A 21,424-nucleotide genomic window follows, 5' to 3' on the forward strand; every position below is an offset into this window, starting at 1 on the left:
CGTGTTGGGCTCAGTGGGGATGGAAGGTCACGCGGGCGGGCACCGGCTTGAAGGTGCCCAGGCGGCTCCACACGGGCATCAGGAAGAAGAAGCCCAGGTAGATCACCGTGCCGATCTGCGACGTGAGGTTGAACGCGTCGCTCGGCGGTTGCGTGCCCAGATAACCCAGCACCAGGAAGTTGACGATGAAGATGCCATACAGCCATTTGTGCCAGCCCGGCCGGTAGCGGATCGACTTGACCGGTGAGTGGTCGAGCCACGGCAGGAAGAACAGGATCACGACCGCGCCGCCCATCGCCACCACGCCCCAGAACTTGGCGTCGATGGTCTTGAGCAGCACCGCCACCACGATCAGCACCGCCGTGGGCAGCACGCGCACCAACAGGTTGCGCGAGCGGCTGGTGATGAACAGCGCGATGGCCCCGAGCACCGCGGCACCGGCCAGCACCCAGGTGAACTCCGAGGTGGTGGCGCGCAGCATCGAGTAGAACGGCGTGAAATACCAGACCGGTGCGATGTGCGGCGGCGTCTTGAGCGGATCGGCCGGGATGAAGTTGTTGTACTCGAGGAAGTAGCCGCCCATCTCGGGCGCGAAGAACACGATGGCGAAGAAGACGATCAGGAATCCCGCCACGCCCATGATGTCGTGCACCGTGTAGAACGGATGGAACGGGATGCCGTCGGCGGGCCGGCCGTAGCGGTCTTTCGGGCCTTCCTTGATCTCGATGCCGTCCGGGTTGTTCGAGCCGACCTCGTGCAGCGCCACCAGGTGCGCGGCCACCAGCCCGATCAGCACCAGCGGAATCGCGATCACGTGGAACGAGAAGAAGCGATTGAGCGTGGCATCGGACACGACGTAGTCGCCGCGGATCCAGATCGAGAGGTCGGGGCCGATGAACGGGATGGCGGAGAACAGGTTCACGATCACCTGCGCGCCCCAGTACGACATCTGGCCCCACGGCAGCAGATAGCCGAAGAAGGCTTCCGCCATCAGACAGAGGAAGATCGCCACGCCGAAGACCCACACCAGCTCGCGCGGCTTGCGGTACGAGCCGTAGAACAGGCCGCGCAGCATGTGCAGGTAGACCACGACGAAGAACATCGAGGCGCCGGTCGAGTGCATGTAGCGCACCAGCCAGCCCCACGGCACTTCACGCATGATGTATTCGACCGACTGGAACGCGCGTTCGGCGTCGGGCTTGTAGTGCATCACCAGGAAGATGCCGGTGACGATCTGGATCACCAGCACCAGGAGCGCGAGCGAGCCAAAGAAATACCAGAAGTTGAAATTCTTGGGGGCGTAGTACTCGGACAGGTGCGCTTTCCAGGTGGAGGTCACCGGGAAACGCCGGTCCAGCCAGCCCAACAGGCCTGTTGTCTCGACTGTTTTATCGCCAGCCATAACGGCTCCTTCTCTATTCTCTTGTACGTGGCGTATTTGCTGCGATTACGGCAAAGGCCCGATCGGATTCCGGTCGGGAAGACGGCGGAACGCGCTCAGGCCTTGTTGTCTTCGTCGACACCCACGATCAGGCGTGTGTCGCTCAAATACTGATACGGAGGAACTTCGAGATTGTCTGGCGCAGGCTTGTTTTTATAGACGCGGCCAGCGAGATCGAACGTGGAGCCATGGCAGGGGCAGAGAAAGCCGCCCTGCCAGTTGGCGGGCATGCCCGCACCGGCGCCGGATTCGAAGTGAGGGGTGGGTGAACACCCCAGATGGGTACAGATGCCGACACAGACGAACAGGTCGGGCTTGCGTGACCGGTATTCGTTCTTGGCGTAGGCGGGAGTGAAGTCGGGGCGATCGGAATCGGGATCGGCCACCAGGGCGTTCTGCGACGCGATGCTCTTGAGTTGCTCATCGGAGCGGCGCAGGATCCAGACCGGTTTACCGCGCCACTCGACGGTGCGCATCTGGCCGGGGGCCAGGTCGCCGACATCGACTTCGACGGGGGCGCCCGCGGCGCGGGCTTTTGCGGACGGAGCGAAAGTACTGACGAAGGGCACGGCCGCTGCAGCTCCGGCTACACCCCCCACCGCACAGGCGGTGGTCACCCAGAAACGTCGGGAAGGATCGGGCGGCAGATTGGGATCAACTGCACCGTCCTCGTCGTGCAACAGCGTATCCTGACTCATTTCCTATCCTTGTTGGCGCAGCATGCCCTGGAATAGCATCAGGGTTGCCGCGTCCGTTTTGCGGGGAAGATGTACAGCATAGCAACCGCGTATTATAGCCTTAGCCCAAGCCCGGGCGTGTTGTTATTAGGGGGTATGCATGAGTAAAGCCACAGGTTTCCTGAAGGAATTCCGCGATTTTGCCGTCAAGGGCAATGCTGTCGACCTCGCAGTCGGTGTGATCATCGGCGCTGCGTTCGGCAAGATCGTCGACTCGATCGTCAGGGACATCGTCATGCCGCTGGTGAGCTGGATCCTCGGCGGCCAGGTCGACTTCACCAACAAGTTCTGGGTCTTGCGCCTGCCCGAGGGCTATACCGGACCGATGACCTATGCCGACCTCACGAAGGCGGGCGCCAACGTGCTGGCCTGGGGCAACTTCCTCACGATCCTGATCAACTTCATCCTGCTGGCGTTCGTGATCTTCTGGATGGTCAAGGCCATCAACGCCGCGCGCCACAAGCCCGAGCCGGTGAAGGAAGAGAAGCCGGCCGCCCCGCCCGAAGACGTGGTGGTGCTGCGCGAAATCCGCGACCTGCTGCAGCAGAAGAAAGACACCACGCTGTAAGCACGGCGGGCCGCCCGCGCGGCCCGCGCGTTCAGACCGGGTTGTCGATGTCGACGAACTCGACGCGCACGCCGAAGGCCTCGGCCACGGCATTGCCCAGGGCCTGCACGCCGTAGCGTTCGGTGGCGTGGTGGCCGGCGCCGATGAAGCCCGTGCCCGTCTCGCGTGCGAGATGGGTGGTGGGCTCGGACGCCTCGCCGGTGATGTACACGGTCGCGCCGGCGTCGACCGCGTCGGCCATCATGCCCTGTGCCCCACCGGTGCACCACGCGACGCGCCCGACCTGCTGGTCAGGCTCGCCGACCAGCAGGGGCGCGCGGCCCAGCCGCGCCTGCACCTGTTCGGCGAGCTGGCCCAGCGTCTGCACGCCGGGCGCGCCGCCCAGCCACACCAGGTTGTCGTGGCCACAGGTCAGCGGCGTGCCGTCGTCGCGGCGCGCGGGTTCGAGCCCGAGCACGCGCGCCAGCTGTGCGTTGTTGCCCAGCGTGGGATGCGCGTCGAGCGGCAGGTGGTAGGCGAACAGGTTGAGCTCGTGCGCCAGCGTGAGCGCGAGGCGGGTACGCTTGGGCCCGCGCACGCGCGCGTCTTCGTTTTTCCAGAACCAGCCGTGGTGTACCAGCACCGCGTCGGCGCCGCGCGCGATCGCGGCGCGCAGCAAGGCCTCGCTGGCCGTCACGCCGGTGATAATGTGCTTAATTTTGTTCTTGCCCTCGACCTGCAGGCCATTCGGGCAGTAGTCGCGAAAGCGGCTTGCCTGCAGGGTGTCGTCCAGCCAGGCGGCCAGTGCGCGGGTCTCGATCGTCTTCATTGCTTGCCCTGTGGAAAGTTATGCGTCGCCTTTGGCTGATATTCGCTCAGGCCGTCACGGTCAGTCTGGCCATTTTATTCGTCGTCACCACGCTGCGCCCCGATTGGCTGCAGTTGTCGGGTCCGGGCAAGTCGGCGCCCGCCACACGGCCCAATGGCGCCGCGCCGCTGAGCTACGCCGATGGCGTGGCGCGGGCCGCGCCGGCAGTGGTCAACATCTACACCACCAAGCACGTCGACGTGCCGCTGGTGCCGCTGCCCGACGATCCCAATCTGCGCCACCTGCTCGGCCAGGTGCCGGGCTTCTCGCGGCGTGAGTCCAGCACCAGCCTCGGCTCGGGCGTGATCGTGAGCCCGCAGGGCTACGTGCTGACCAACTTCCACGTGGTCGACGCCGCGGACGCGATCGAGGTGGCGCTGGCCGATGGCCGGCAGATGGGCGCCAAGGTGGTGGGCGCCGATACCGAGACCGACCTCGCCGTGATCAAGCTCGAGGGCAAGCTCGACGCGCTGCCGGTGGCCGCCTTCTCGAGCGGGCGCCTGCGCGTGGGCGACGTGGTGCTGGCGATCGGCAATCCGTTCGGCGTGGGCCAGACCACGACCCAGGGCATCGTTTCGGCGCTGGGCCGCAATGGCCTGGGCATCAACACCTACGAAAACTTCATCCAGACCGATGCCGCGATCAACCCGGGCAACTCGGGCGGCGCGCTGATCGATGCACAGGGCAACCTCGTGGGCATCAACACCGCGATCTATTCCGAGACCGGCGGCTCGCTGGGCATCGGCTTCGCGATTCCCGCCGACAGCGCGCGCCGCGTGCTCGATGAAATCATCAAGACCGGCAAGGTCAAGCGCGGCTGGCTCGGCGTCGAGCCGCAGGACATGACGGCCGACCTGGCGCGCGCCTTCAACCTGCCGCCCGATGCCCAGGGCGTCGTGATCGCGGGCGTGATGCGCGACGGCCCCGCGGGGCGCGCCGGGCTGAAGGTGGGCGACATCGTGCAGATGGTCGACGGCCAGCCGGTGCGCGACACGATGAGCCTGCTGGGCCAGATCGCCAACCTGGCGCCGGGCCACCAGGCCACGTTCAAGCTGCTGCGCGGCGGCAAGCCCATGGAGCTCTCGGTCACGGTGGGCACGCGGCCGTCGCGGCCGCGCTGAGACAGCGACCGCGCTGCGCGGCCAGCAGAGGCCGCTGGCGCGGCGTTCGGACGCGCGGCGGGGGCGTGGGTGGGTCCAGGCGCGCGCGGTGCGCAGCGGGCCGCTGGCGGCTTCGGCGGTGGATTCAGTGCCGGGCGGGCCCGGCCGGTGCGCGTGGCGGGGCGGCGGCGTGCGTGAGCGGCTCAGCGCCCGCCTCGGCATCGCCCTGGGCGGCAGGCGGCGTGCTCACGCCATGCACCAGCATTCTCACCACCGACACCACGCGGCGCTTCGCGGCCAGGTCGAGCGGGGCGGTGAGCGCCAGCAGCTCGCGCTGGTAGCCGTCGGCCTCGGCCGCTTCGGCGGGCGAGGGATCGTGGGGCAGATCGGCAGGCGTGAGCGTGCCGACCAGGCCTTCGGCCAGCCACGCGGTGGTGGTGTCGAGGGCGGCGGCGAGGCGCTTGAGGGTATCGGTGCGCGGCGCGTAGCCGCTGCGCATGAGGATTCGGTGTATCGATGCTTGCGGCACGCCCGAGATCCGCGCCAACTGGCTCTGGCTGTGGATCCCGCGCCATCGCATCTGCTTGCGTAATCGGTCGGCCAGGCTCATGTCGGCGACTCTACGTCCGCCGGCGGGTCCGTGCGTGTGGGAAATTTCCGAAGCAAGCGTGGGACGGCGCCGAAGCGATATCCGGCCCGACCGGCCGTCCTCCGCGCAGCGCGGCGACGGCCCGTGGAATCAGTTGCGCTCGGTGAGCGAGCCGTCGGCGCTGTCGGCGCCGCCGCGTGGCGTGGGCTTGATCATGCGTGCGACCAGCAGCCCGAGCTCGTAGAGCAGGCACAGCGGCACGGCCAGCATGAACTGGCTCACCACGTCGGGCGGCGTGACGATGGCGGCGATCACGAACGCGCCCACCACCACATAGCCGCGCGCGGCGCGCAGCTTGGCCACGTCGACCAGGCCCGTCTTCACGAGCAGCACCACCGCCACCGGCACCTCGAAGGTGATGCCGAAGGCGAGGAACATGGTCATGACGAAGCTGAGATAGGCCTCGATGTCCGGGGCCGGCGTGATCGATTGCGGCGCGAAGGTCGCAATGAAGTGGAACACCGTGCGGAACACGAAGAAGTAGCAGAACGCCATGCCCAGGATGAACAGCAGCGTGCTCGAGATGATGAGCGGCATCGCCAGGCGCTTTTCGTGGCGATACAGGCCGGGCGCCACGAAGGCCCAGGCTTGGTACAGCACGATCGGCAGCGCCAGCACGAACGCCGCCATCATCGTGACCTTGACCGGCACCATGAACGGCGTGATCACGCCGGTGGCGATCATGCGCGTGCCTTCGGGCAGCGAGGCCAGCATGGGCTGGGCCAGCACGTCGTAGATGGCCGAGGCGCCGGGATAGATGAACAGCACGATGAACACGGCCAGCACGGCGCCCGCGGCGCGCAGCAGCCGGGTGCGCAGCTCCACCAGGTGGGAGATGAAGCTGTCCTGCTGCATCTCTTCTTCGTTGTTGACCTGCTGGTTCACGATTGCGTACCGGAAGACGGGTTCTTGGGCGGGAGCGCGGGCGAGGGTTCCGGCGCGGGCGTAGGTGCGGGGGCGGGCACCGGCGCCGGTGCAGGCGTAGGTGCGGGGGCAGGCACCGGCGCGGCGGCCGGCGCCGGGGGCGGCGCGATGCGGCGTTCGGGCTCGACGGCCGGGGGCGCCACGGCGGGGCTCGGCTCGGAGCTCACGATGGGACTGCCGGCGGCGGTGCCGGGCGCGGGCGTCGCGGCGCCGCTCTGGGCCACGGCGCGGGCGGTATCGTCGAGTTCGGCGCGCAGCGAGTCGCTGGTGGCGCGGAACGAATCGGAGGCCTCGCGCACCGACGATTGCACGTCGTGGGCGGCGTCGTCCATTTCGCGCTTGAACTTGCGCAGCTCGTCGAGCTCCATCTCGCGCTGGATGTCGGACTTGACGTCGTTGACGTAACGCTGCGCGCGGCCCAGCAGGTGGCCGACGGTGCGGGCCACTTTGGGCAGGCGTTCGGGGCCGATGACGACGAGCGCCACGACGCCGATCACGAGCAGTTCGGTGAAGCTGACATCAAACATGCGAGGGCCGCCAGAATGAAAGAATGCGTCCGGGGCGAAGCGTGCGCGGCGCGCTCCCTCTCACGAGGGGCGCGCCGGTGCGCACTGCGTCGGGCGATCAGGAGTTGTGCTTTTCCTTGGCCTGCACGTCGATGGTGTCGTCGGCGCGCTGCTGGGTGACCTGCTCGGCGGGCTTGTCGGCGTTGGCGTCTTTCATGCCTTCCTTGAAGCCCTTCACGGCGCCACCGAGGTCGGTGCCGATGTTGCGCAGTTTCTTGGTGCCGAAAATCAGGGCAACGATGACCAGGACGATCAACCAATGCCAAATGCTGAAGCTACCCATGTGGGATCTCCGTGGTTTACGCGTTGGGGGCCGTGCGTCCCTGCCAGGGACGCGAACCGCCGATGATGTGGAAATGCAGGTGCGGAACTTCCTGGCCGCCTTCGATGCCGGAATTGGCCAAGACACGGAAGCCGCCCTCGGGACCGGGGTTGCAGCCGTTTTCGGCTGCGAGGCGGGGAACCAGCGTCATCATTCTACCCAACCACTCCGCATCCTGCGGCGTGATGTCCTGCATCGACACCACATGGCGGCGCGGAATCAGCAGCAGGTGGACGGGGGCGGCCGGATTGATGTCCTTGAAGGCGACGAATTCGTCGTCTTCGTAGACCTTGGTGGCCGGAATGTCGCCGCGGGCGATCTTGCAGAAAAGACAGTTATCGCTCATTTCGGGTTCCGTGCTCAGCCGGCGGGACGCCGCGCTTTCTCTTCGAGCCCCGACAGACCTTCGCGCCGCGCCAGTTCGGCCAGCACGTCCTCGGGACGCAAATTGTAATGAGTCAGGGCCACCAGGCAATGGAACCACAGATCAGCGGTTTCACTGATGATGCGGTCGGGCTGGTTGTCTTTCGCGGCCATGACCAGCTCGGTGGCCTCCTCGCCGATCTTCTTGAGGAACGCGTCCGGACCCTTGGCCAGCAGCTTGGCCACGTAGGAGGACTGCGGATCGCCGCCGTTGGCGGGCCGGCGCGACTCGAGGGTGTCGGCCACGCGGGCCAGCACGTCGCCGGTGGTGAGAGGGGTATCGCTCATTTGTAGATCAGCTCGGGGTCTTTCAGGACCGGATCGACGGTGGTCCAGGCGGCCTCGCTGCCCTCGCCGTCGAGACGGCGATAGAAGCAGCTCGCGCGGCCGGTGTGGCAGGCGATGCCGCCGGCCTGGTGCACCTTGAGCAGGACCACGTCGCCATCGCAATCGAGCCGCAACTCGTGTACCTGCTGTTGGTGGCCGGATTCCTCGCCCTTGCGCCACAGGCGCTTGCGCGAACGCGACCAATACACCGCGCGGCCGGTGGCGGCGGTTTCGGCCAGGGATTCGGCATTCATCCAGGCCACCATCAGGATCTGGCCGTTTTCGGCGTCCTGGGCGATGGCGGGGATGAGGCCGTTGTCGTCGAACACGACGTCCGACAGCCAGCTGGGGGCGGTGGTCATGGGAATCTCAACAGTCGAGCCGGACTTCGATGCCGCGGGCGGACATGAATTCCTTGCATTCGCGTACGGTGTGCTGGCCGAAGTGGAAGATGCTGGCGGCCAGCACGGCGCTCGCGCGGCCGGTGGTCACGCCTTCGGCCAGGTGATCGAGGCTGCCCACGCCGCCGGAGGCGATCACGGGCACGGGGACCGCGTCGGAGACGGCGCGGGTCAGTTCGAGGTCGAAGCCGGATTTGGTGCCGTCGCGGTCCATGCTGGTGAGCAGGATCTCGCCGGCGCCGTAGGCGGCCATGCGGCGCGCCCAGGCCACGGCATCGAGGCCGGTGGCCTTGCGGCCGCCATGGGTGAACACTTCCCAGCGCGCCGGCTCGCCCTCGCCGCTCACGCGGCGGGCGTCGATCGCGACCACGATGCACTGCGAGCCGTGGTAATCGGCCGCGCCGCGCACCAGCTCGGGATTGGCCACGGCGGCGCTGTTGATGCTGATCTTGTCGGCGCCCGCGTTGAGCAGGCGCTGCACGTCGGAGACCTGGCGCACGCCGCCACCCACCGTGAGGGGGATGAACACCTGCGAGGCGACCTGCTCGATGATGGGCAGGATCAGGTCGCGGCCGTCGCTGGTGGCCGTGATGTCGAGGAACGTGAGCTCGTCGGCGCCCTGTTCGTTGTAGCGGCGCGCGATCTCGACGGGGTCGCCCGCGTCGGTGAGATTGACGAAATTCACGCCCTTGACCACGCGCCCGGCGGTCACGTCCAGGCAGGGAATGATGCGGCGGGTCAGCGCCGTGGCGCTGCTGGCGGGGAGGGTCATTGCGTCAGTTCGTCGGCCCGGGCCTGGGCGGCCTGGAAGTCGAGCGTGCCTTCGTAGATGCTGCGGCCCAGGATGGCGCCTTCGACGCCCTCGGACTCGACCGCGCACAGCGCTTCGATGTCGGGCATGCCGGCGATGCCGCCGGAGGCGTAGACGGGGATGCGGACGTGCTGGGCCAGGCGCACGGTGGCGTCGACGTTCACGCCCGACAGCATGCCGTCGCGGCCGATGTCGGTGTAGATGATGGCTTCGCAGCCGTAGTCTTCGAACTTCTTGGCCAGGTCGAGCACGTCGTGGCGGGTGAGCTTGCTCCAGCCGTCGGTGGCGATCTTGCCGTCGCGGGCGTCGAGGCCCACGATGATCTGGCCCGGGAACGCGCCGCAGGCATCGTGCAGGAAGCCGGGATTCTTCACGGCGGCCGTGCCGATGATCACGTACGAGATGCCGGCGTCGAGATAGCGCTCGATCGTGTCGAGGTCGCGGATGCCGCCGCCGATCTGCACCGGGATGTCGTCGCCCACGGCGTCGAGGATGGCCTTGATCGGGGCTTCATTGAGCGGCTTGCCGGCCACGGCGCCGTTGAGGTCGACCAGATGGAGGCGGCGCGCGCCCTGGTCGAGCCAGCGGGTGGCCATGGCGGCGGGGTCTTCGGAGAACACCGTTGCATCGTCCAGGTCTCCCTGGCGCAGGCGCACACAGCGCCCGTCTTTGAGATCGATGGCGGGGATCAGCAGCATGGTGGTCGTGAGCGTAAAAAATCGGGTTGGAAAAAAGGCCGGCCAGGGCTACGTCTTGGGACGGTTACGGCTGCCAGTCTACAAAATTGCGGTACAGGCGCAAACCGTGCGCGGCGCTCTTTTCGGGGTGGAACTGCACCGCGAAAATGTTACTGGCGGCCACGGCGCAGGTAAAGGCGAGCCCATAATCGCTTTCCCCCACGGTGAGCGCCGGATCGGCCGGCACGGCGTAATAGCTGTGGACGAAATAGAAATGGGTGTCGTCGGGAATGCCGTCCCACAGGGGATGAGAGCGCGTCTGGCGCACTTTGTTCCATCCCATGTGCGGAACCTTCAACCGCTCGGGCGCGCCGGGGGCCGGCAACGGGCCGGTGGCGCCGTCGGCATCGGCCTGCACCACGTCGGCGAACTCGGCGCCCGCGAAGCGGCGCACCTCGCCCGGAAACACCGACAGGCACGGCGTGTCGCCTTCCCGGCTGGATTCGAACAGCATCTGCTCGCCCACGCACACGCCCAGCAGCGGCTTGCTGCGGGCGGCGGCCAGCACGGCGTCGCGCAGGCCCGATTCGTTGAGGGTGCGCATGCAGTCGGGCATGGCGCCCTGGCCCGGGAACACCACGCGGTCGGCGGCGGCGATCTGGTCGGGACGATTGCAGATACGGATGTCGGCGTCGGGGGCGGCGTATTGCAGCGCGCGCGCCACGGAATGGAAATTGCCCATGCCGTAGTCGACGATGGCGATAGTGCTCACTTGGGTCTGCCTGGTGAGGAGTGGCGCTCGATGACGCGAAAGAATGGCGGCGGACGGGCGCCGGCGCGGCGCCCTGCCCCGATTACAGCACGCCCTTGGTCGACGGGATCACGTCGCCCATGCGCGGATCGACTTCCATGGCCATGCGCAGCGCGCGGCCGAAGGCCTTGAACACGGTTTCGCACTGGTGGTGGGCGTTGAAGCCGCGCAGGTTGTCGATGTGCAGGGTCATGAGGGCGTGGTTGACCAGGCCCTGGAAGAATTCGCGGGTGAGGTCGACGTCGAAGTTGCCGATGCGGGCGCGGGTGAAATCGATGTGGTATTCGAGGCCGGGACGGCCCGAGAAATCGATCACGACGCGCGACAGCGCTTCGTCGAGCGGCACGTAGGCGTGGCCGTAGCGGCGCAGGCCTGCCTTGTTGCCGATCGCCTGGGCGATGGCCATGCCGAGCGTGATGCCGACGTCTTCGACGGTGTGGTGCGCGTCGATGTGCAGGTCACCCTCGGCCTTGATGTCGAGGTCGACCAGGCCGTGGCGCGCGATCTGGTCGAGCATGTGATCGAGGAACGGCACGCCCGTATCGATGGTCTGCTTGCCGGTGCCGTCGAGGTTGATGGCCACGCGGATGCGCGTTTCGTTGGTGTTGCGGATGATTTCTGCGGTACGCATGTCAGGGCTCGGAGCTCAGGATTTCTTGCAGAGCGGCCAAGAGGGCCGCGTTCTCGTCTGGCGTGCCGACCGAGATGCGCAGGCATCCGGCCAGTAGCGGATGCGCCGCCGAGAAGTTTCTAACCAGTATTTTGCGCGTTTTCAGGGCGAGATGCACGGCGTTGCCGTCGCTGTGACCGGAAAAGCGCGCAAGAATGAAATTGCCCCCGCTCGGATACACCGTCACGCCCGGCAGCGCGGCCAGCGCGGCGGCCAGCGGGGCGCGGTCGGCGCGCAGCCGCGCGGCCTGCGCGTCGAGCACGGCCTTGTGTTCGAGCACGGTGCGCAACACGGCCTGGGTCAGCACATCGAGGTTGTACGGCGGGCGGACCTTGTCGATCTCGGCGATCCAGGCGGGATGGCCGGCCAGGTAACCGAAACGCAGGCCGGCCAGGCCGATCTTGGAGACCGTGCGCATCACCACCAGGTTGGGGTGCGCGAGCAGCTCCGGCATCCAGGTGCCGTCGGCAAACGGCTGGTAGGCCTCGTCGACCACCACCAGCCCGGGCGCCGCGTCGAGGATGGCGCGCACCTGCTCGCCGGTCCAGGCGCCGCCGGTGGGGTTGTTGGGAATGGCCAGGAACACCAGCTTGGGCTGGGTGCGGGCGATCGCCTCGAGCATGGCCGGCAGGTCGAGCGCCAGGCTGGCGGTGAGCGCCACCGGCTCGAAGCGGGCGTGGTCGAAACGCGCCGCCATGTCGAAATACACGAACGAGGGCCACGGCGACAGCACCGTGTCGCCCGGCGCGCAACAGGCCTGGATCAGCAGGTGGATCAGCTCGTCCGAGCCGTTGCCGAACAGCAGGCCGGCGCCGGCGGGCACGCCGAACGCCGCGGCCACCTGGGCCTTGAGCGCGCGCTGGTCGGCGGCGGGATAGCGGTTGAGCTCGACCTCGCGGACGGCGGCGGCGATCGCATCTCGCACGGTGTCGGGCAAGGGATAGGGGCACTCCATGGCGTCGAGCTTGATACAGCCCTCGGCCGGCGTCACCGGATAGGCCGAGAGCGCGCGGATGTCGGCCCGCACGGTGCGGGCGATGCGCGCGGCGACCGCCGTGTCGGCGGCGCCGGTGCTCATGGCTGGTCGAGCCGGTATTGGGCGCTGGCGGCGTGCGCCTGCAGGCCCTCGCCCAGCGCCAGCTCGGCCGCGATGCGTCCGAGGGTCTGGGCGCCGGCATGCGACACCTGGATCAGGCTGGAGCGCTTCTGGAAGTCGTACACGCCCAGGGGCGACGAGAAGCGCGCGGTGCGCGAGGTCGGCAGCACGTGGTTGGGACCGGCGCAGTAGTCGCCCAGCGACTCGGAGCTGTAGCGGCCCATGAAGATCGCGCCGGCGTGGCGGATCTTGGCGGTCCAGATCTCGGGGTGTTCGGTCGAGATCTCGAGGTGCTCGGGCGCGATGTCGTTGGCGATGGCGCAGGCTTCGTCGAGGTCGCGCACCAGGATGAGCGCGCCGCGGTTGGCCAGGCTGGTGCGCAGGATGTCGGCGCGCGGCATCTGCGGCAGCAGGCGCGCGATCGAGGCCTCGACCTCGGCGATGAAGTCGGCGTCGGGGCACAGCAGGATCGACTGGGCCAGCTCGTCGTGCTCGGCCTGCGAGAACAGGTCCATGGCGATCCAGTCGGCCGGCGTGTTGCCGTCGCAGATGACCAGGATTTCGCTCGGGCCGGCGATCATGTCGATGCCGACGGTGCCGTAGACGCGGCGCTTGGCGGCGGCCACGTAGGCGTTGCCGGGGCCGACGATCTTGTCGACCGCGGGCACCGTGGCGGTGCCGTAGGCCAGCGCACCCACGGCCTGGGCGCCGCCGATGGCGAAGGCGCGGTCGACGCCGGCAATGGCGGCGGCGGCCAGCACGATGGGGTTGCGCACGCCGTCGGGCGTGGGCGTGACCATGATCAGCTCGGGCACGCCGGCCACCTTGGCCGGAATCGCGTTCATCAGCACCGACGAGGGATAGGCGGCCTTGCCGCCCGGCACGTACAGGCCCACGCGGTCGAGCGGGGTGACCTGCTGGCCCAGCGTGTTGCCCTCGGGATCGGTGTAGGTCCAGGTCTCGATGCGCTGGTGCTCGTGATAGGCGCGCACGCGGTCGGCCGCCGCTTCCAGCGCGTTGCGCTGGGCGGTGGGCAGCGCGGCCAGCGCGGCCTGCCATTCGCTGCGCGGAATCTCCAGCGCGGTCACGTCGGCGGCCGGCACGCGGTCGAAGCGCTGCGTGTATTCGAGCAGCGCGGCGTCGCCGCGGCCGCGCACGTCGGCCAGGATCCCCGCGACGGCGCGGTCGATGGATTCATCCTGCGAGGCCTCGAAGGCCAGCAGCTGGGACAGGGCGGATTTGAAACCCGGGTCGCGGGAGTCGAGACGATTGATCAGAGCCATGATGTGTTCGTTCGGACGTGGGGTCAGTCGTTGCGCGCGGCGGCGCGCTCGAAGGCATCGAGCAGCGGCTGCAGGCGGTCGCCGCGCGTCTTGAGCGAGGCCTGGTTGACGATCAGCCGCGAGGAGATCTGCATGATGTCTTCGACGGCCACGAGCCCGTTGGCCTTGAGCGTGCCACCGGTCGAGACCAGGTCGACGATGGCGTCGGCCAGGCCGACCAGCGGCGCCAGCTCCATGGAGCCGTACAGCTTGATGATGTCGACGTAGACGCCCTTGCTGGCGAAGTGTTCGCGCGCCGACTGGACGTATTTGGTGGCCACGCGCAGGCGTGCGCCCTGGTGCACGGCGGCGGCGTAGTCGAAGTCGTGCCGCACGGCCACGGCGAGGCGGCACTTGGCGATGTTCAGGTCGATCGGCTGGTAGAGCCGGCCGGGCTGCTGGGCCGCGTGCTCGATCAGCACGTCCTTGCCCGCGATGCCGAAGTCGGCCGCACCGTACTGCACATAGGTCGGCACGTCGGAGGCGCGCACGATGATCAGCTGCAGGCCGGGATCGCTGGTCGGCAGGATGAGCTTGCGCGAGCTCTCGGGGTTTTCGGTGACCTCGATGCCGGCCTCGGCCAGCAGGGGCATGGTTTCTTCGAAGATGCGACCCTTGGACAAGGCCAGGGTCAGGGGACGGGCAGTCGCTTGGCTCATGCCGATTCCTTACCGGTGATACGTTGAATCCGGGCACCCAGGCTCTGGAGTTTCACTTCCATGCGGTCGTAGCCGCGGTCCAGGTGATAAATGCGTTCGATCAGGGTATCGCCCTCGGCCGCGAGGCCGGCGATCACCAGGCTGGCGGAGGCGCGCAGGTCGGTCGCCATCACGGTGGCGCCCGACAGTTGCGCGACGCCGCGCACCACGGCCGTATGGCCGTCGATGTCGATGTCGGCACCCAGGCGCACCAGCTCCTGCACGTGCATGAAGCGGTTCTCGAAGATGTTTTCGACGATGACCGCGGTGCCGGTGGCGAGCGTGTCGAGCGCCATCAGCTGGGCCTGCATGTCGGTGGCGAAGCCGGGGTATTCGTGGGTGCGCAGGCCCACCGCGCGGGGCCGGCCCGACATGCGGGCGCGGATCCAGTCGGGGCCGGTTTCGAGCTGCACGCCGGCCTCGGCCAGCTTGTCGAGCGTGGCGCCCATCGCCTCGGGCGCGGCGTCGCGCAGCAGGACGTCGCCGCCGGCAGCGCCGACTGCGCACAGGAAGGTGCCGGCCTCGATCCGATCGGGCATCACGCGATGACGGGCGCCATGCAGGCGCTCGACGCCTTCGATCACGATGCGGTCGGTGCCATGGCCGCTGATGCGGGCGCCCATCTTGATGAGCAGCTCGGCCAGGTCCACCACTTCGGGTTCGCGCGCGGCGTTCTCGAGCACCGTGGTGCCCTCGGCCAGCACGGCCGCCATGAGCAGGTTTTCGGTGCCGGTCACGGTGACCATGTCGGTGCGCACCGAGGCGCCCTTCAGGCGCTTGGCGCGGGCCACCACGAAGCCGTGCTCGATGCTGATCTCCGCGCCCAGCGCGGCCAGGCCCTTGATGTGCTGGTCGACCGGCCGCTGGCCGATCGCGCAGCCGCCGGGCAGGCTGACGCGCGCCTCGCCGTAGCGGGCCACCAGCGGGCCCAGCACGAGGATGGAGGCGCGCATGGTCTTGACCAGCTCGTACGGCGCTTCGAGGCTGTCGACCCGGTCGGCCTGCAGGATCACGGCGCCGGGGCCGGTCTGTTCGCTGCGCACGCCCATCTGGCCCAGCAGGCGCAGCATGGTCGAGACGTCGTTGAGCTGCGGCACGTTGGCCAGCTCGAGCGGCTCGGCGCTGAGCAGCGCCGCGCACAGGATGGGCAGCGCGGCATTCTTCGCGCCCGACACGGCGATCTCGCCGTGCAGCGCTGCGCCGCCCGTGATCCGGAGCTTGTCCATCAGGCGCCTGCCTTGGCGTACTCGGCGGGCGTGAGGGTGCGCATCGACAGCGCGTGGATTTCGGCCTTCATGCGATCGCCCAGCGCCGCGTACACGAGCTGGTGGCGCGCGATCAGGCGCTTGCCTTCGAAGGCCGGGCTGACGATGACCGCGTCGAAATGCGAGCCGTCGCCCTGCACCTCCAGATGATCACAGGGCAGCCCATCCGCGATGTACTGACGGACCTGTTCGGGGGTGGGTAGCATGGGGGTCAGTTCCTGAGTTTGTAGCCGCGCGCCAGCAGGCGCAGGGCGTAGAGCGACAGCACGACGAACACGCCCGCCACGACGGCGAGGCTGCGCCAGGGCGAGACATCCGAGACGGAGAAGAAGCCGTAGCGGAAGCCGTCGATCGTGTAGAAGATCGGGTTGTAGTGCGACACCGCCTGCCAGAACGGCGGCAGCGTGTGGATCGAGTAGAACACGCCCGACAGGAAGGTCGCGGGCATGATGAGGAAGTTCTGGAAGGCGGCGAGCTGGTCGAACTTCTCCGACCACAGGCCCGCGATCACGCCCAGCACGCCCATGATGCCGCAGGCCATCACGCCGAACACCAGCACCCAGAGCGGGTGCTGCGGCACCAGCGCGGCGAAGTTCAGCGCCACCAGCCAGACACAGACGCCCACGGCCAGGCCGCGCACGATCGCGGCCAGCACGTACGCGGCGAAGATGTCGCGATGCGAGAGGGGCGGCAGCAGCATGAACACCAGGTTGCCCGTGATGCGGCTCTGGATCAGCGACGACGAGGGGTTGGCGAAGGCGTTCTGCAGCATGCTCATCATCATGAGCCCGGGGATCAGGAACGCCGTGTAGGGCACGGTGTCGTAGACCGTGACCCGGCCTTCGAGCACGTGCGCGAAGACCAGCAGGTAGAGCAGCGCGGTGATGACGGGCGCGGCGATGGTCTGGAAGCTGACCTTCCAGAAGCGCAGCAGCTCCTTGCGCAGCAGGGTCGGGAACCCCGAGCCCGCATCCAGGCGCGGCTGCACGCGTTGTTCGGCGACGGGGGCGGTCACGAGCGCTCCTCCTCGGCGGTGAGCTCGGCGACCTTGGGGTCGTCCTGGTGCATGATGCGCACGAACGCGTCTTCGAGGTCGACGCCGCCCACCCGCGCGAGCAGCGCCTGGGTGGTGTCGAGCGCCACGACGCGGCCGCCCTTGAGCATGGCGATGCGATTACAGAGCGCCTCGGCCTCTTCGAGATAGTGCGTGGTGAGCATGATGGTGTGCCCCGCGCGGTTCAGGCGCGAGATGAATTCCCAGAGCGTGCGGCGCAGGTCCACGTCGACCCCGGCGGTGGGCTCGTCGAGCACGATCACCGGCGGGCGGTGCACCAGCGCCTGGGCGACCAGCACGCGCCGCTTCATGCCGCCGGACAGCGCGCGCATGTTGTTCTCGGCCTTGTCGGACAGCCCGAGATTGAACAGGATCTCGTCGATCCAGTCGTCGTTCTTGCGCAGGCCGAAATAGCCCGACTGGATGCGCAGGGTCTCGCGCACCGTGAAAAAGGGGTCGTATACCAGCTCCTGCGGCACCACGCCCAGCGAACGCCGGGCCTCCTTGTATTGCGTGACCACGTCGTAGCCGCACACGCTGGCGCTGCCGCCGCTGGCGCGGGCCAGCCCGGCCAGGATGGAGATGAGGGTGGTCTTGCCGGCGCCGTTCGGGCCCAGCAGGCCGAAGAACTCGCCGTGGCCGATCTCCAGGCTCACGTCGTTGAGCGCCTGGAAGCCGGGCGTGCCGGCGCGGCCGAACAGCCCGCGCCACCCGGCGCTGCGGGGCGGATAGGTCTTGGAGATGTGCTGGAGACTGACGGCGGCTGACATAGATGGGGCGCGGACGGCGCGGCGCCCGCAGGGCGCCGAATCGACCATTATATAAGGCGCACCCTTGCAGCCGCCTCAAAGCCCCGCCGGTCGGCAGGGGTGGCGGCCCGCGGGCGGGCCGCCGGGGGAATCAGCGGTTGCGCTGGTTCAGGGCGGCGATCAGCCCGTCGATGCCGTTCTGGTTGATCTGCTGGGCGAACTGGTTGCGGTAGTTCTCGATCAGCCAGATGCCTTCGACGTTCATGTCGTAGATGCGCCAGCCTTCGGGCGTTTTCTCGAGGCGGTAGTCGACGCCGACCGGCTGGCTGTTGCCTTGGCTGATCAGGGTGCGCACGACCACGTCGTTGGCGTTGGGATCGCCGCGCTGCGGCTGCAGCGAGACCTTGGTGTTGGCGTCGACCTTGGCGAGCGCGCCGCTGTAGGTGCGGATCAGCGTGCCGCGGAAGGCTTCGGCCAGCGCCTGCTTCTGCGCATCCGAGGCCTGGCGCCAGTAGCGGCCGGCGGCCAGGCGGGTGGTCTTGGTGAAATTGACGTACGGCAGGATGTGCTTGTCGACGACCTCGTTGATGCGCGAGAGGTTGCCGGCGCGCACGGCGCCGTCGGACTTGATGACGTCGAGCGCCTCGTTGGCCGCCTGCAGGACGAACTCGCCCGGCGCCGCCTTGGGGTCGGGCTTGGCCACGGCGATGCCGCTGGCGCCCGCCAGCAGGGCGCTGGCCAGGGCAACGCGGGACAGCAGGGCAGAAACAGAAAACCGCATGAAAACTCCTTCTTGCTACGGCGATCCGCGCCGTCTTACTTGGCGGGCGGGGTCGCCTTGTCGGCGGCCGGTGCCGTGGTGTCGGCCTCGTCGTCCTCGTAGTTCGGCAGCGAACCCTCGGCATCGACGCGGTCGCCGCGCACCATGGCGGCCCGGCGTTGCAGATAGGCATCGCGCACGAAGCTGTACGGATCCAGCGCCACGCGATCGACCGTGTCGGTCACGTCCAGCAGGCTGGCACGCGTGTCGACCACTTGCAGACCCCAGAGGGAGTTGCGCAGACGGATGTTGTCGATCGCGCCCACCGAGACGAACTGGCTTGCCTGCCAGTCGCCGGCCAGGCCGACGCCGTCGCGGATGGTGCTCGAACCGTAGATCGGCAGCACCAGGTACGGACCCGAGCCGATGCCCCACACGCCCAGCGTAACACCGAAGTCGTTAGGAATCTTTCGCGCTCCGTTAGCAGAAGCAACGTCGAAACAGCCGCCCACGCCCATGGTCGTGTTGAACAGGAAACGGCCCAGCGTGTTGATGAAATCATGGCCGCGGCCCTGCAGCATGCTGTTGGTGCCGGCCCAGATGTCGTTCACGTTGCTGAACATGTTGTGCACGCAATCGCGCACGGGCTGGGGCGTGACGTAGGTGTAGGCCTGGGCCACCGGCTTGAACAGCGCACGGTCGACCGTGTCGTTGAACTTGTAGACGCCGCGGTTGAAGCCTTCCCAGGGATCGCGCGGGTCCGGGTTCTGCGGCGCGGCGCAGCCCGCCAGGAGCGCGGTGGCCGCCGCGACGGTGGCGAATCGGGAAAGGGCTTGCTTGGTCATGGTGTCAGGCCTTCGCTTGAATACGGATCTTTTTGTGAATATCGGATGCATGCGAGAGGGCCCCTCCCTCCCCGCATGATGGCCGCGCTGCGACGCTTATTGCGCAGGGGCCGGTGCAGGCGTCTGGGCCGGCGCGGCTGCGGGCGCCGGCGCGGCAGGGGCATTCTGCGTGTCGGCGGCGCTGCCCTGCTTCTCGGCCGAGCCGTACAGGAACTTGCTGATCAGCTGCTCCAGCACGACGGCGCTTTGTGTATAGCGGATTTTGGCACCGTCGGCAAAATTTTCTTCCTCGGCGCCCGCGGTCAGGCCGACGTATTGCTCGCCCAGCAGACCCGAGGTGAGGATCGCGGCGGACGTGTCGGTCGGGAAGTGGTAGGCGTTTTCCATGTTGAGCGTGACGACCGCCTGGAAATTCTGGTCGTCGAACGCGATGTTGGACACGCGGCCCACGACCACGCCGGCGCTCTTGACCGCGGCGCGCGGCTTGAGGCCGCCGATGTTGTCGAAGTTCGCCGTCAGGGTGTAGGTGGGCGCAAACGAGAAGCTGCTGAGGTTGCCGGCGCGCAGCGCCAGGAACACCAGCGCCACCGCGCCCAGCAGCACGAACAGTCCAACCCAGAAATCGGTTTTTTCACGAGACATGATGAATCCGTATCAATTGCCAAACATCAGGGCGGTGAGCAGGAAGTCCAGGCCCAGCACGGCGAGCGAGCCCACCACCACCGTGCGTGTCGTGGCGCGCGCCACGCCTTCCGGCGTGGGCCGCGCCTGCCAGCCTTCGTAGAGCGCGACGAGCGTGACGGTGATGCCGAACACCACGCTCTTGATGACGCCGTTGGCCACGTCTTTCCAGACGTCCACGCCGCCTTGCATCTGCGACCAGAACGCGCCGGCATCGACGCCGATCATCACGACGCCGACCACCCAGCCGCCCAGGATGCCGACCATCGAGAAGACGGTGGCCAGGATCGGCATGGCGATCACGCCGCCCCAGAAGCGCGGCACCAGCACGCGCCGCATCGGGTCCACGGCCATCACTTCCATGGCCGAGAGCTGTTCTCCCGCCTTCATCAGGCCGATCTCGGCGGTGAGCGAGGTGCCGGCGCGGCCGGCGAACAGCAGCGCCGTGACCACGGGGCCGAGCTCGCGCACCAGCGACAGCGCCACCAGCAGGCCGAGCGCCTCTTCGGAGCCGTAGCGGTTGAGCGTGTAGTAGCCCTGCAGGCCCAGCACGAAACCGACGAACATCCCCGAAACTGCGATGATCAGCAGCGAATAGTTGCCAATGAAATGGATCTGTTGCGAGACCAGCCGGGGGCGTTGGAACGCCACGCCACTGCGGGCCAGCAGGCCGCCGAAGAAGCGGGTGAAGTAGCCGACCTCGCCGACCAGGCCGCGCAGCCAGCCGCCCGCCCGGGTGATGGGATTGGAGGTCGCGCTCATGGCTTGCGTCCTTCGTGTTTGGCCAGCCACGCGCGGAAGGCCGGCGTTTCGGGGTATTGGAAGGCCACCGGGCCGTCGGGTGCGCCGTCGAGGAACTGGCGCACGTAGGGATCCTGCGACGCCGACAGCTCGGCCGGCGTGCCGGCCATGGCCAGCTCGCCGCGGCCCACCAGATATACCTGGTCGGCGATGGCGAACGACTCCTGCACGTCGTGGGTGATCAGCACCGAGGCGCAGCCCAGCCGGTCGGAGAGGTGGCGGATCAGGCGCGCGGTGATGCCCAGCGAGATCGGGTCCAGGCCCGCGAACGGCTCGTCGTAGAGGATCAGCTCGGGCTCCAGCACGACGGCGCGCGCGAGCGCGACGCGGCGCGCCATGCCGCCCGAGATCTCGGCCACGCGCAGATGCGCGGCGGCGCGCAGGCCCACGGCGTCGAGCTTGTCGAGCACGCGGGCGGTCAGGGTGGCTTCGTCGTCGTTGGTGTGTTCGCGCAGCGGGAACGCCACGTTTTCGAAGACGTTGAGATCGGTGAACAGCGCGCCCTGCTGGAACAGCACGCCCATGCGCTTGCGCAGCGCCTGCAGGCCTTCGCGGTCGGTCTGGCGCAGGTCCTGCCCGAACACGCGCACGACGCCGCCCTTGGCGGCCAGCTGGCCGGTGGCCGCGCGCAGCAGCGTGGTCTTGCCGGAGCCGGAGCCGCCCATGACGGCCACGACCTGGCCGGCCTTGACCTGCATGGAAATGCCACGCAGCACCGTAAAGTCGCCGTAACCCAGGGAGACGTTCTCCAGGGATAGGGCAAGTTCCGAGCTGTTGCGGGTGGATGCAGGCATAGGCGGCGGCAGGTGCGCGCGCCCCGCTATATATAGGGGACGCTGTTACGGCGAGCGGCCATTGTAGCCCGGCGCGCAGGCGGCG

The 21,424-nt window shown here is 68.0% G+C and carries 28 protein-coding genes; 2 read left to right on the forward strand and 26 right to left on the reverse strand.

Annotated elements, in window-relative coordinates:
• Positions 1 to 10: 10 nt before the first annotated feature.
• The gene (locus tag CEG14_RS00760) at positions 11 to 1,402 is read right to left on the reverse strand and encodes a cytochrome b (protein ID WP_094824449.1); all 1,392 of its coding nucleotides are present in this window, start codon (positions 1,400 to 1,402) and stop codon (positions 11 to 13) included.
• Between the two features lie 95 nt (positions 1,403 to 1,497).
• On the reverse strand, positions 1,498 to 2,139 hold the full coding sequence (petA, locus tag CEG14_RS00765) for a ubiquinol-cytochrome c reductase iron-sulfur subunit (RefSeq protein ID WP_094824450.1): 642 nt from the start codon (positions 2,137 to 2,139) through the stop codon (positions 1,498 to 1,500).
• A 139-nt stretch (positions 2,140 to 2,278) separates the two neighbouring features.
• On the opposite strand from petA, the gene mscL reads away from it, so the two are divergent.
• Entirely contained in the window at positions 2,279 to 2,746 is a 468-nt protein-coding gene (gene mscL, locus CEG14_RS00770; RefSeq protein ID WP_094824451.1) for a large conductance mechanosensitive channel protein MscL, read from the forward strand.
• A gap of 31 nt (positions 2,747 to 2,777) precedes the next feature.
• On the opposite strand, the gene CEG14_RS00775 is transcribed toward mscL, so the two are convergent.
• A complete protein-coding gene (locus CEG14_RS00775) occupies positions 2,778 to 3,554 on the reverse strand; it encodes a Nif3-like dinuclear metal center hexameric protein (RefSeq protein WP_094824452.1) in 777 nt (258 codons plus the stop codon).
• A 20-nt stretch (positions 3,555 to 3,574) separates the two neighbouring features.
• Between CEG14_RS00775 and CEG14_RS00780 the strand changes: the two genes are divergently transcribed.
• The gene (locus CEG14_RS00780; protein ID WP_094824453.1) at positions 3,575 to 4,714 is read left to right on the forward strand and encodes a trypsin-like peptidase domain-containing protein; all 1,140 of its coding nucleotides are present in this window, start codon (positions 3,575 to 3,577) and stop codon (positions 4,712 to 4,714) included.
• Positions 4,715 to 4,838: 124 nt separating this feature from the next.
• Here the strand turns inward: CEG14_RS00780 and CEG14_RS00785 are convergent, their stop codons facing one another.
• The 23 genes from CEG14_RS00785 to CEG14_RS00895 form a co-directional block, all read right to left on the reverse strand.
• Positions 4,839 to 5,303 carry a helix-turn-helix domain-containing protein gene (locus tag CEG14_RS00785; protein ID WP_094824454.1) on the reverse strand — a complete coding sequence of 155 codons (465 nt, stop codon included), beginning with the start codon at positions 5,301 to 5,303 and terminating at the stop codon, positions 4,839 to 4,841.
• Positions 5,304 to 5,432: 129 nt separating this feature from the next.
• Positions 5,433 to 6,197 (reverse strand): twin-arginine translocase subunit TatC, encoded by a 765-nt coding sequence (gene tatC / locus CEG14_RS00790; protein ID WP_373454177.1) that lies wholly within the window; start codon positions 6,195 to 6,197, stop codon positions 5,433 to 5,435.
• Between the two features lie 26 nt (positions 6,198 to 6,223).
• The gene (tatB, locus tag CEG14_RS00795) at positions 6,224 to 6,793 is read right to left on the reverse strand and encodes a Sec-independent protein translocase protein TatB (RefSeq protein WP_094824456.1); all 570 of its coding nucleotides are present in this window, start codon (positions 6,791 to 6,793) and stop codon (positions 6,224 to 6,226) included.
• 97 nt (positions 6,794 to 6,890) lie between these two features.
• Positions 6,891 to 7,115 carry a Sec-independent protein translocase subunit TatA gene (gene tatA / locus CEG14_RS00800; RefSeq protein ID WP_094824457.1) on the reverse strand — a complete coding sequence of 75 codons (225 nt, stop codon included), beginning with the start codon at positions 7,113 to 7,115 and terminating at the stop codon, positions 6,891 to 6,893.
• A 16-nt stretch (positions 7,116 to 7,131) separates the two neighbouring features.
• Entirely contained in the window at positions 7,132 to 7,500 is a 369-nt protein-coding gene (locus CEG14_RS00805; protein WP_094824458.1) for a histidine triad nucleotide-binding protein, read from the reverse strand.
• A gap of 14 nt (positions 7,501 to 7,514) precedes the next feature.
• Entirely contained in the window at positions 7,515 to 7,865 is a 351-nt protein-coding gene (locus CEG14_RS00810; RefSeq protein ID WP_094824459.1) for a phosphoribosyl-ATP diphosphatase, read from the reverse strand.
• The gene (gene hisI, locus CEG14_RS00815) at positions 7,862 to 8,266 is read right to left on the reverse strand and encodes a phosphoribosyl-AMP cyclohydrolase (protein WP_094824460.1); all 405 of its coding nucleotides are present in this window, start codon (positions 8,264 to 8,266) and stop codon (positions 7,862 to 7,864) included. Before hisI ends, CEG14_RS00810 begins: the two co-directional genes overlap by 4 nt.
• A gap of 7 nt (positions 8,267 to 8,273) precedes the next feature.
• Positions 8,274 to 9,077 (reverse strand): imidazole glycerol phosphate synthase subunit HisF, encoded by an 804-nt coding sequence (hisF, locus tag CEG14_RS00820; protein WP_094824461.1) that lies wholly within the window; start codon positions 9,075 to 9,077, stop codon positions 8,274 to 8,276.
• A complete protein-coding gene (gene hisA / locus CEG14_RS00825; protein ID WP_094824462.1) occupies positions 9,074 to 9,814 on the reverse strand; it encodes a 1-(5-phosphoribosyl)-5-[(5-phosphoribosylamino)methylideneamino]imidazole-4-carboxamide isomerase in 741 nt (246 codons plus the stop codon). The genes hisF and hisA overlap by 4 nt, the downstream gene beginning before the upstream one ends.
• A 64-nt stretch (positions 9,815 to 9,878) precedes the next feature.
• Positions 9,879 to 10,565 (reverse strand): imidazole glycerol phosphate synthase subunit HisH, encoded by a 687-nt coding sequence (locus tag CEG14_RS00830; protein WP_094824463.1) that lies wholly within the window; start codon positions 10,563 to 10,565, stop codon positions 9,879 to 9,881.
• Positions 10,566 to 10,647: 82 nt separating this feature from the next.
• On the reverse strand, positions 10,648 to 11,235 hold the full coding sequence (gene hisB / locus CEG14_RS00835; protein ID WP_094824464.1) for an imidazoleglycerol-phosphate dehydratase HisB: 588 nt from the start codon (positions 11,233 to 11,235) through the stop codon (positions 10,648 to 10,650).
• Position 11,236: 1 nt separating this feature from the next.
• Positions 11,237 to 12,352: a histidinol-phosphate transaminase gene (gene hisC, locus CEG14_RS00840; protein ID WP_094824465.1), complete on the reverse strand. Its 1,116-nt coding sequence runs from the start codon at positions 12,350 to 12,352 to the stop codon at positions 11,237 to 11,239.
• On the reverse strand, positions 12,349 to 13,653 hold the full coding sequence (gene hisD, locus CEG14_RS00845; RefSeq protein WP_094824466.1) for a histidinol dehydrogenase: 1,305 nt from the start codon (positions 13,651 to 13,653) through the stop codon (positions 12,349 to 12,351). The genes hisC and hisD overlap by 4 nt, the downstream gene beginning before the upstream one ends.
• Before the next feature lie 23 nt (positions 13,654 to 13,676).
• Positions 13,677 to 14,351 carry an ATP phosphoribosyltransferase gene (gene hisG / locus CEG14_RS00850; protein WP_094824467.1) on the reverse strand — a complete coding sequence of 225 codons (675 nt, stop codon included), beginning with the start codon at positions 14,349 to 14,351 and terminating at the stop codon, positions 13,677 to 13,679.
• Positions 14,348 to 15,616 carry a UDP-N-acetylglucosamine 1-carboxyvinyltransferase gene (gene murA / locus CEG14_RS00855; RefSeq protein WP_094824468.1) on the reverse strand — a complete coding sequence of 423 codons (1,269 nt, stop codon included), beginning with the start codon at positions 15,614 to 15,616 and terminating at the stop codon, positions 14,348 to 14,350. The genes hisG and murA overlap by 4 nt, the downstream gene beginning before the upstream one ends.
• Positions 15,616 to 15,861: a BolA family protein gene (locus tag CEG14_RS00860; protein WP_094824469.1), complete on the reverse strand. Its 246-nt coding sequence runs from the start codon at positions 15,859 to 15,861 to the stop codon at positions 15,616 to 15,618. The genes murA and CEG14_RS00860 overlap by 1 nt, the downstream gene beginning before the upstream one ends.
• A gap of 5 nt (positions 15,862 to 15,866) precedes the next feature.
• The gene (locus CEG14_RS00865; RefSeq protein WP_094824470.1) at positions 15,867 to 16,670 is read right to left on the reverse strand and encodes an ABC transporter permease; all 804 of its coding nucleotides are present in this window, start codon (positions 16,668 to 16,670) and stop codon (positions 15,867 to 15,869) included.
• The gene (locus tag CEG14_RS00870; protein ID WP_094824471.1) at positions 16,667 to 17,479 is read right to left on the reverse strand and encodes an ABC transporter ATP-binding protein; all 813 of its coding nucleotides are present in this window, start codon (positions 17,477 to 17,479) and stop codon (positions 16,667 to 16,669) included. Before CEG14_RS00870 ends, CEG14_RS00865 begins: the two co-directional genes overlap by 4 nt.
• Before the next feature lie 130 nt (positions 17,480 to 17,609).
• Entirely contained in the window at positions 17,610 to 18,239 is a 630-nt protein-coding gene (locus CEG14_RS00875; RefSeq protein WP_094824472.1) for an MlaC/ttg2D family ABC transporter substrate-binding protein, read from the reverse strand.
• A gap of 35 nt (positions 18,240 to 18,274) precedes the next feature.
• Positions 18,275 to 19,063 carry an MlaA family lipoprotein gene (locus CEG14_RS00880; RefSeq protein WP_094824473.1) on the reverse strand — a complete coding sequence of 263 codons (789 nt, stop codon included), beginning with the start codon at positions 19,061 to 19,063 and terminating at the stop codon, positions 18,275 to 18,277.
• A gap of 96 nt (positions 19,064 to 19,159) precedes the next feature.
• Positions 19,160 to 19,705: an outer membrane lipid asymmetry maintenance protein MlaD gene (gene mlaD / locus CEG14_RS00885; RefSeq protein ID WP_094824474.1), complete on the reverse strand. Its 546-nt coding sequence runs from the start codon at positions 19,703 to 19,705 to the stop codon at positions 19,160 to 19,162.
• Positions 19,706 to 19,717: 12 nt separating this feature from the next.
• Positions 19,718 to 20,506, reverse strand: coding sequence for a lipid asymmetry maintenance ABC transporter permease subunit MlaE (gene mlaE, locus CEG14_RS00890; RefSeq protein WP_094824475.1), 789 nt, complete (start codon positions 20,504 to 20,506; stop codon positions 19,718 to 19,720).
• Complete coding sequence (locus CEG14_RS00895) at positions 20,503 to 21,339, reverse strand: ABC transporter ATP-binding protein (RefSeq protein WP_094824476.1); 837 nt, start codon at positions 21,337 to 21,339, stop codon at positions 20,503 to 20,505. The genes mlaE and CEG14_RS00895 overlap by 4 nt, the downstream gene beginning before the upstream one ends.
• Positions 21,340 to 21,424: the final 85 nt, after the last annotated feature.

This window comes from Bordetella genomosp. 1 (assembly GCF_002261335.1).
GTDB lineage: Bacteria > Pseudomonadota > Gammaproteobacteria > Burkholderiales > Burkholderiaceae_B > Bordetella.

Coding starts and splice junctions, on each gene's coding strand:
- CEG14_RS00760 (WP_094824449.1), bottom strand. CDS start 1,402: ATGGCTGGCGATAAAACAGTCGAGACAACAGGCCTGTTGGGCTGGCTG.
- petA (WP_094824450.1), bottom strand. CDS start 2,139: ATGAGTCAGGATACGCTGTTGCACGACGAGGACGGTGCAGTTGATCCC.
- mscL (WP_094824451.1), top strand. CDS start 2,279: ATGAGTAAAGCCACAGGTTTCCTGAAGGAATTCCGCGATTTTGCCGTC.
- CEG14_RS00775 (WP_094824452.1), bottom strand. CDS start 3,554: ATGAAGACGATCGAGACCCGCGCACTGGCCGCCTGGCTGGACGACACC.
- CEG14_RS00780 (WP_094824453.1), top strand. CDS start 3,575: ATGCGTCGCCTTTGGCTGATATTCGCTCAGGCCGTCACGGTCAGTCTG.
- CEG14_RS00785 (WP_094824454.1), bottom strand. CDS start 5,303: ATGAGCCTGGCCGACCGATTACGCAAGCAGATGCGATGGCGCGGGATC.
- tatC (WP_373454177.1), bottom strand. CDS start 6,197: ATGCAGCAGGACAGCTTCATCTCCCACCTGGTGGAGCTGCGCACCCGG.
- tatB (WP_094824456.1), bottom strand. CDS start 6,793: ATGTTTGATGTCAGCTTCACCGAACTGCTCGTGATCGGCGTCGTGGCG.
- tatA (WP_094824457.1), bottom strand. CDS start 7,115: ATGGGTAGCTTCAGCATTTGGCATTGGTTGATCGTCCTGGTCATCGTT.
- CEG14_RS00805 (WP_094824458.1), bottom strand. CDS start 7,500: ATGAGCGATAACTGTCTTTTCTGCAAGATCGCCCGCGGCGACATTCCG.
- CEG14_RS00810 (WP_094824459.1), bottom strand. CDS start 7,865: ATGAGCGATACCCCTCTCACCACCGGCGACGTGCTGGCCCGCGTGGCC.
- hisI (WP_094824460.1), bottom strand. CDS start 8,266: ATGACCACCGCCCCCAGCTGGCTGTCGGACGTCGTGTTCGACGACAAC.
- hisF (WP_094824461.1), bottom strand. CDS start 9,077: ATGACCCTCCCCGCCAGCAGCGCCACGGCGCTGACCCGCCGCATCATT.
- hisA (WP_094824462.1), bottom strand. CDS start 9,814: ATGCTGCTGATCCCCGCCATCGATCTCAAAGACGGGCGCTGTGTGCGC.
- hisB (WP_094824464.1), bottom strand. CDS start 11,235: ATGCGTACCGCAGAAATCATCCGCAACACCAACGAAACGCGCATCCGC.
- hisC (WP_094824465.1), bottom strand. CDS start 12,352: ATGAGCACCGGCGCCGCCGACACGGCGGTCGCCGCGCGCATCGCCCGC.
- hisD (WP_094824466.1), bottom strand. CDS start 13,653: ATGGCTCTGATCAATCGTCTCGACTCCCGCGACCCGGGTTTCAAATCC.
- hisG (WP_094824467.1), bottom strand. CDS start 14,351: ATGAGCCAAGCGACTGCCCGTCCCCTGACCCTGGCCTTGTCCAAGGGT.
- murA (WP_094824468.1), bottom strand. CDS start 15,616: ATGGACAAGCTCCGGATCACGGGCGGCGCAGCGCTGCACGGCGAGATC.
- CEG14_RS00860 (WP_094824469.1), bottom strand. CDS start 15,861: ATGCTACCCACCCCCGAACAGGTCCGTCAGTACATCGCGGATGGGCTG.
- CEG14_RS00870 (WP_094824471.1), bottom strand. CDS start 17,479: ATGTCAGCCGCCGTCAGTCTCCAGCACATCTCCAAGACCTATCCGCCC.
- CEG14_RS00875 (WP_094824472.1), bottom strand. CDS start 18,239: ATGCGGTTTTCTGTTTCTGCCCTGCTGTCCCGCGTTGCCCTGGCCAGC.
- CEG14_RS00880 (WP_094824473.1), bottom strand. CDS start 19,063: ATGACCAAGCAAGCCCTTTCCCGATTCGCCACCGTCGCGGCGGCCACC.
- mlaD (WP_094824474.1), bottom strand. CDS start 19,705: ATGTCTCGTGAAAAAACCGATTTCTGGGTTGGACTGTTCGTGCTGCTG.
- mlaE (WP_094824475.1), bottom strand. CDS start 20,506: ATGAGCGCGACCTCCAATCCCATCACCCGGGCGGGCGGCTGGCTGCGC.
- CEG14_RS00895 (WP_094824476.1), bottom strand. CDS start 21,339: ATGCCTGCATCCACCCGCAACAGCTCGGAACTTGCCCTATCCCTGGAG.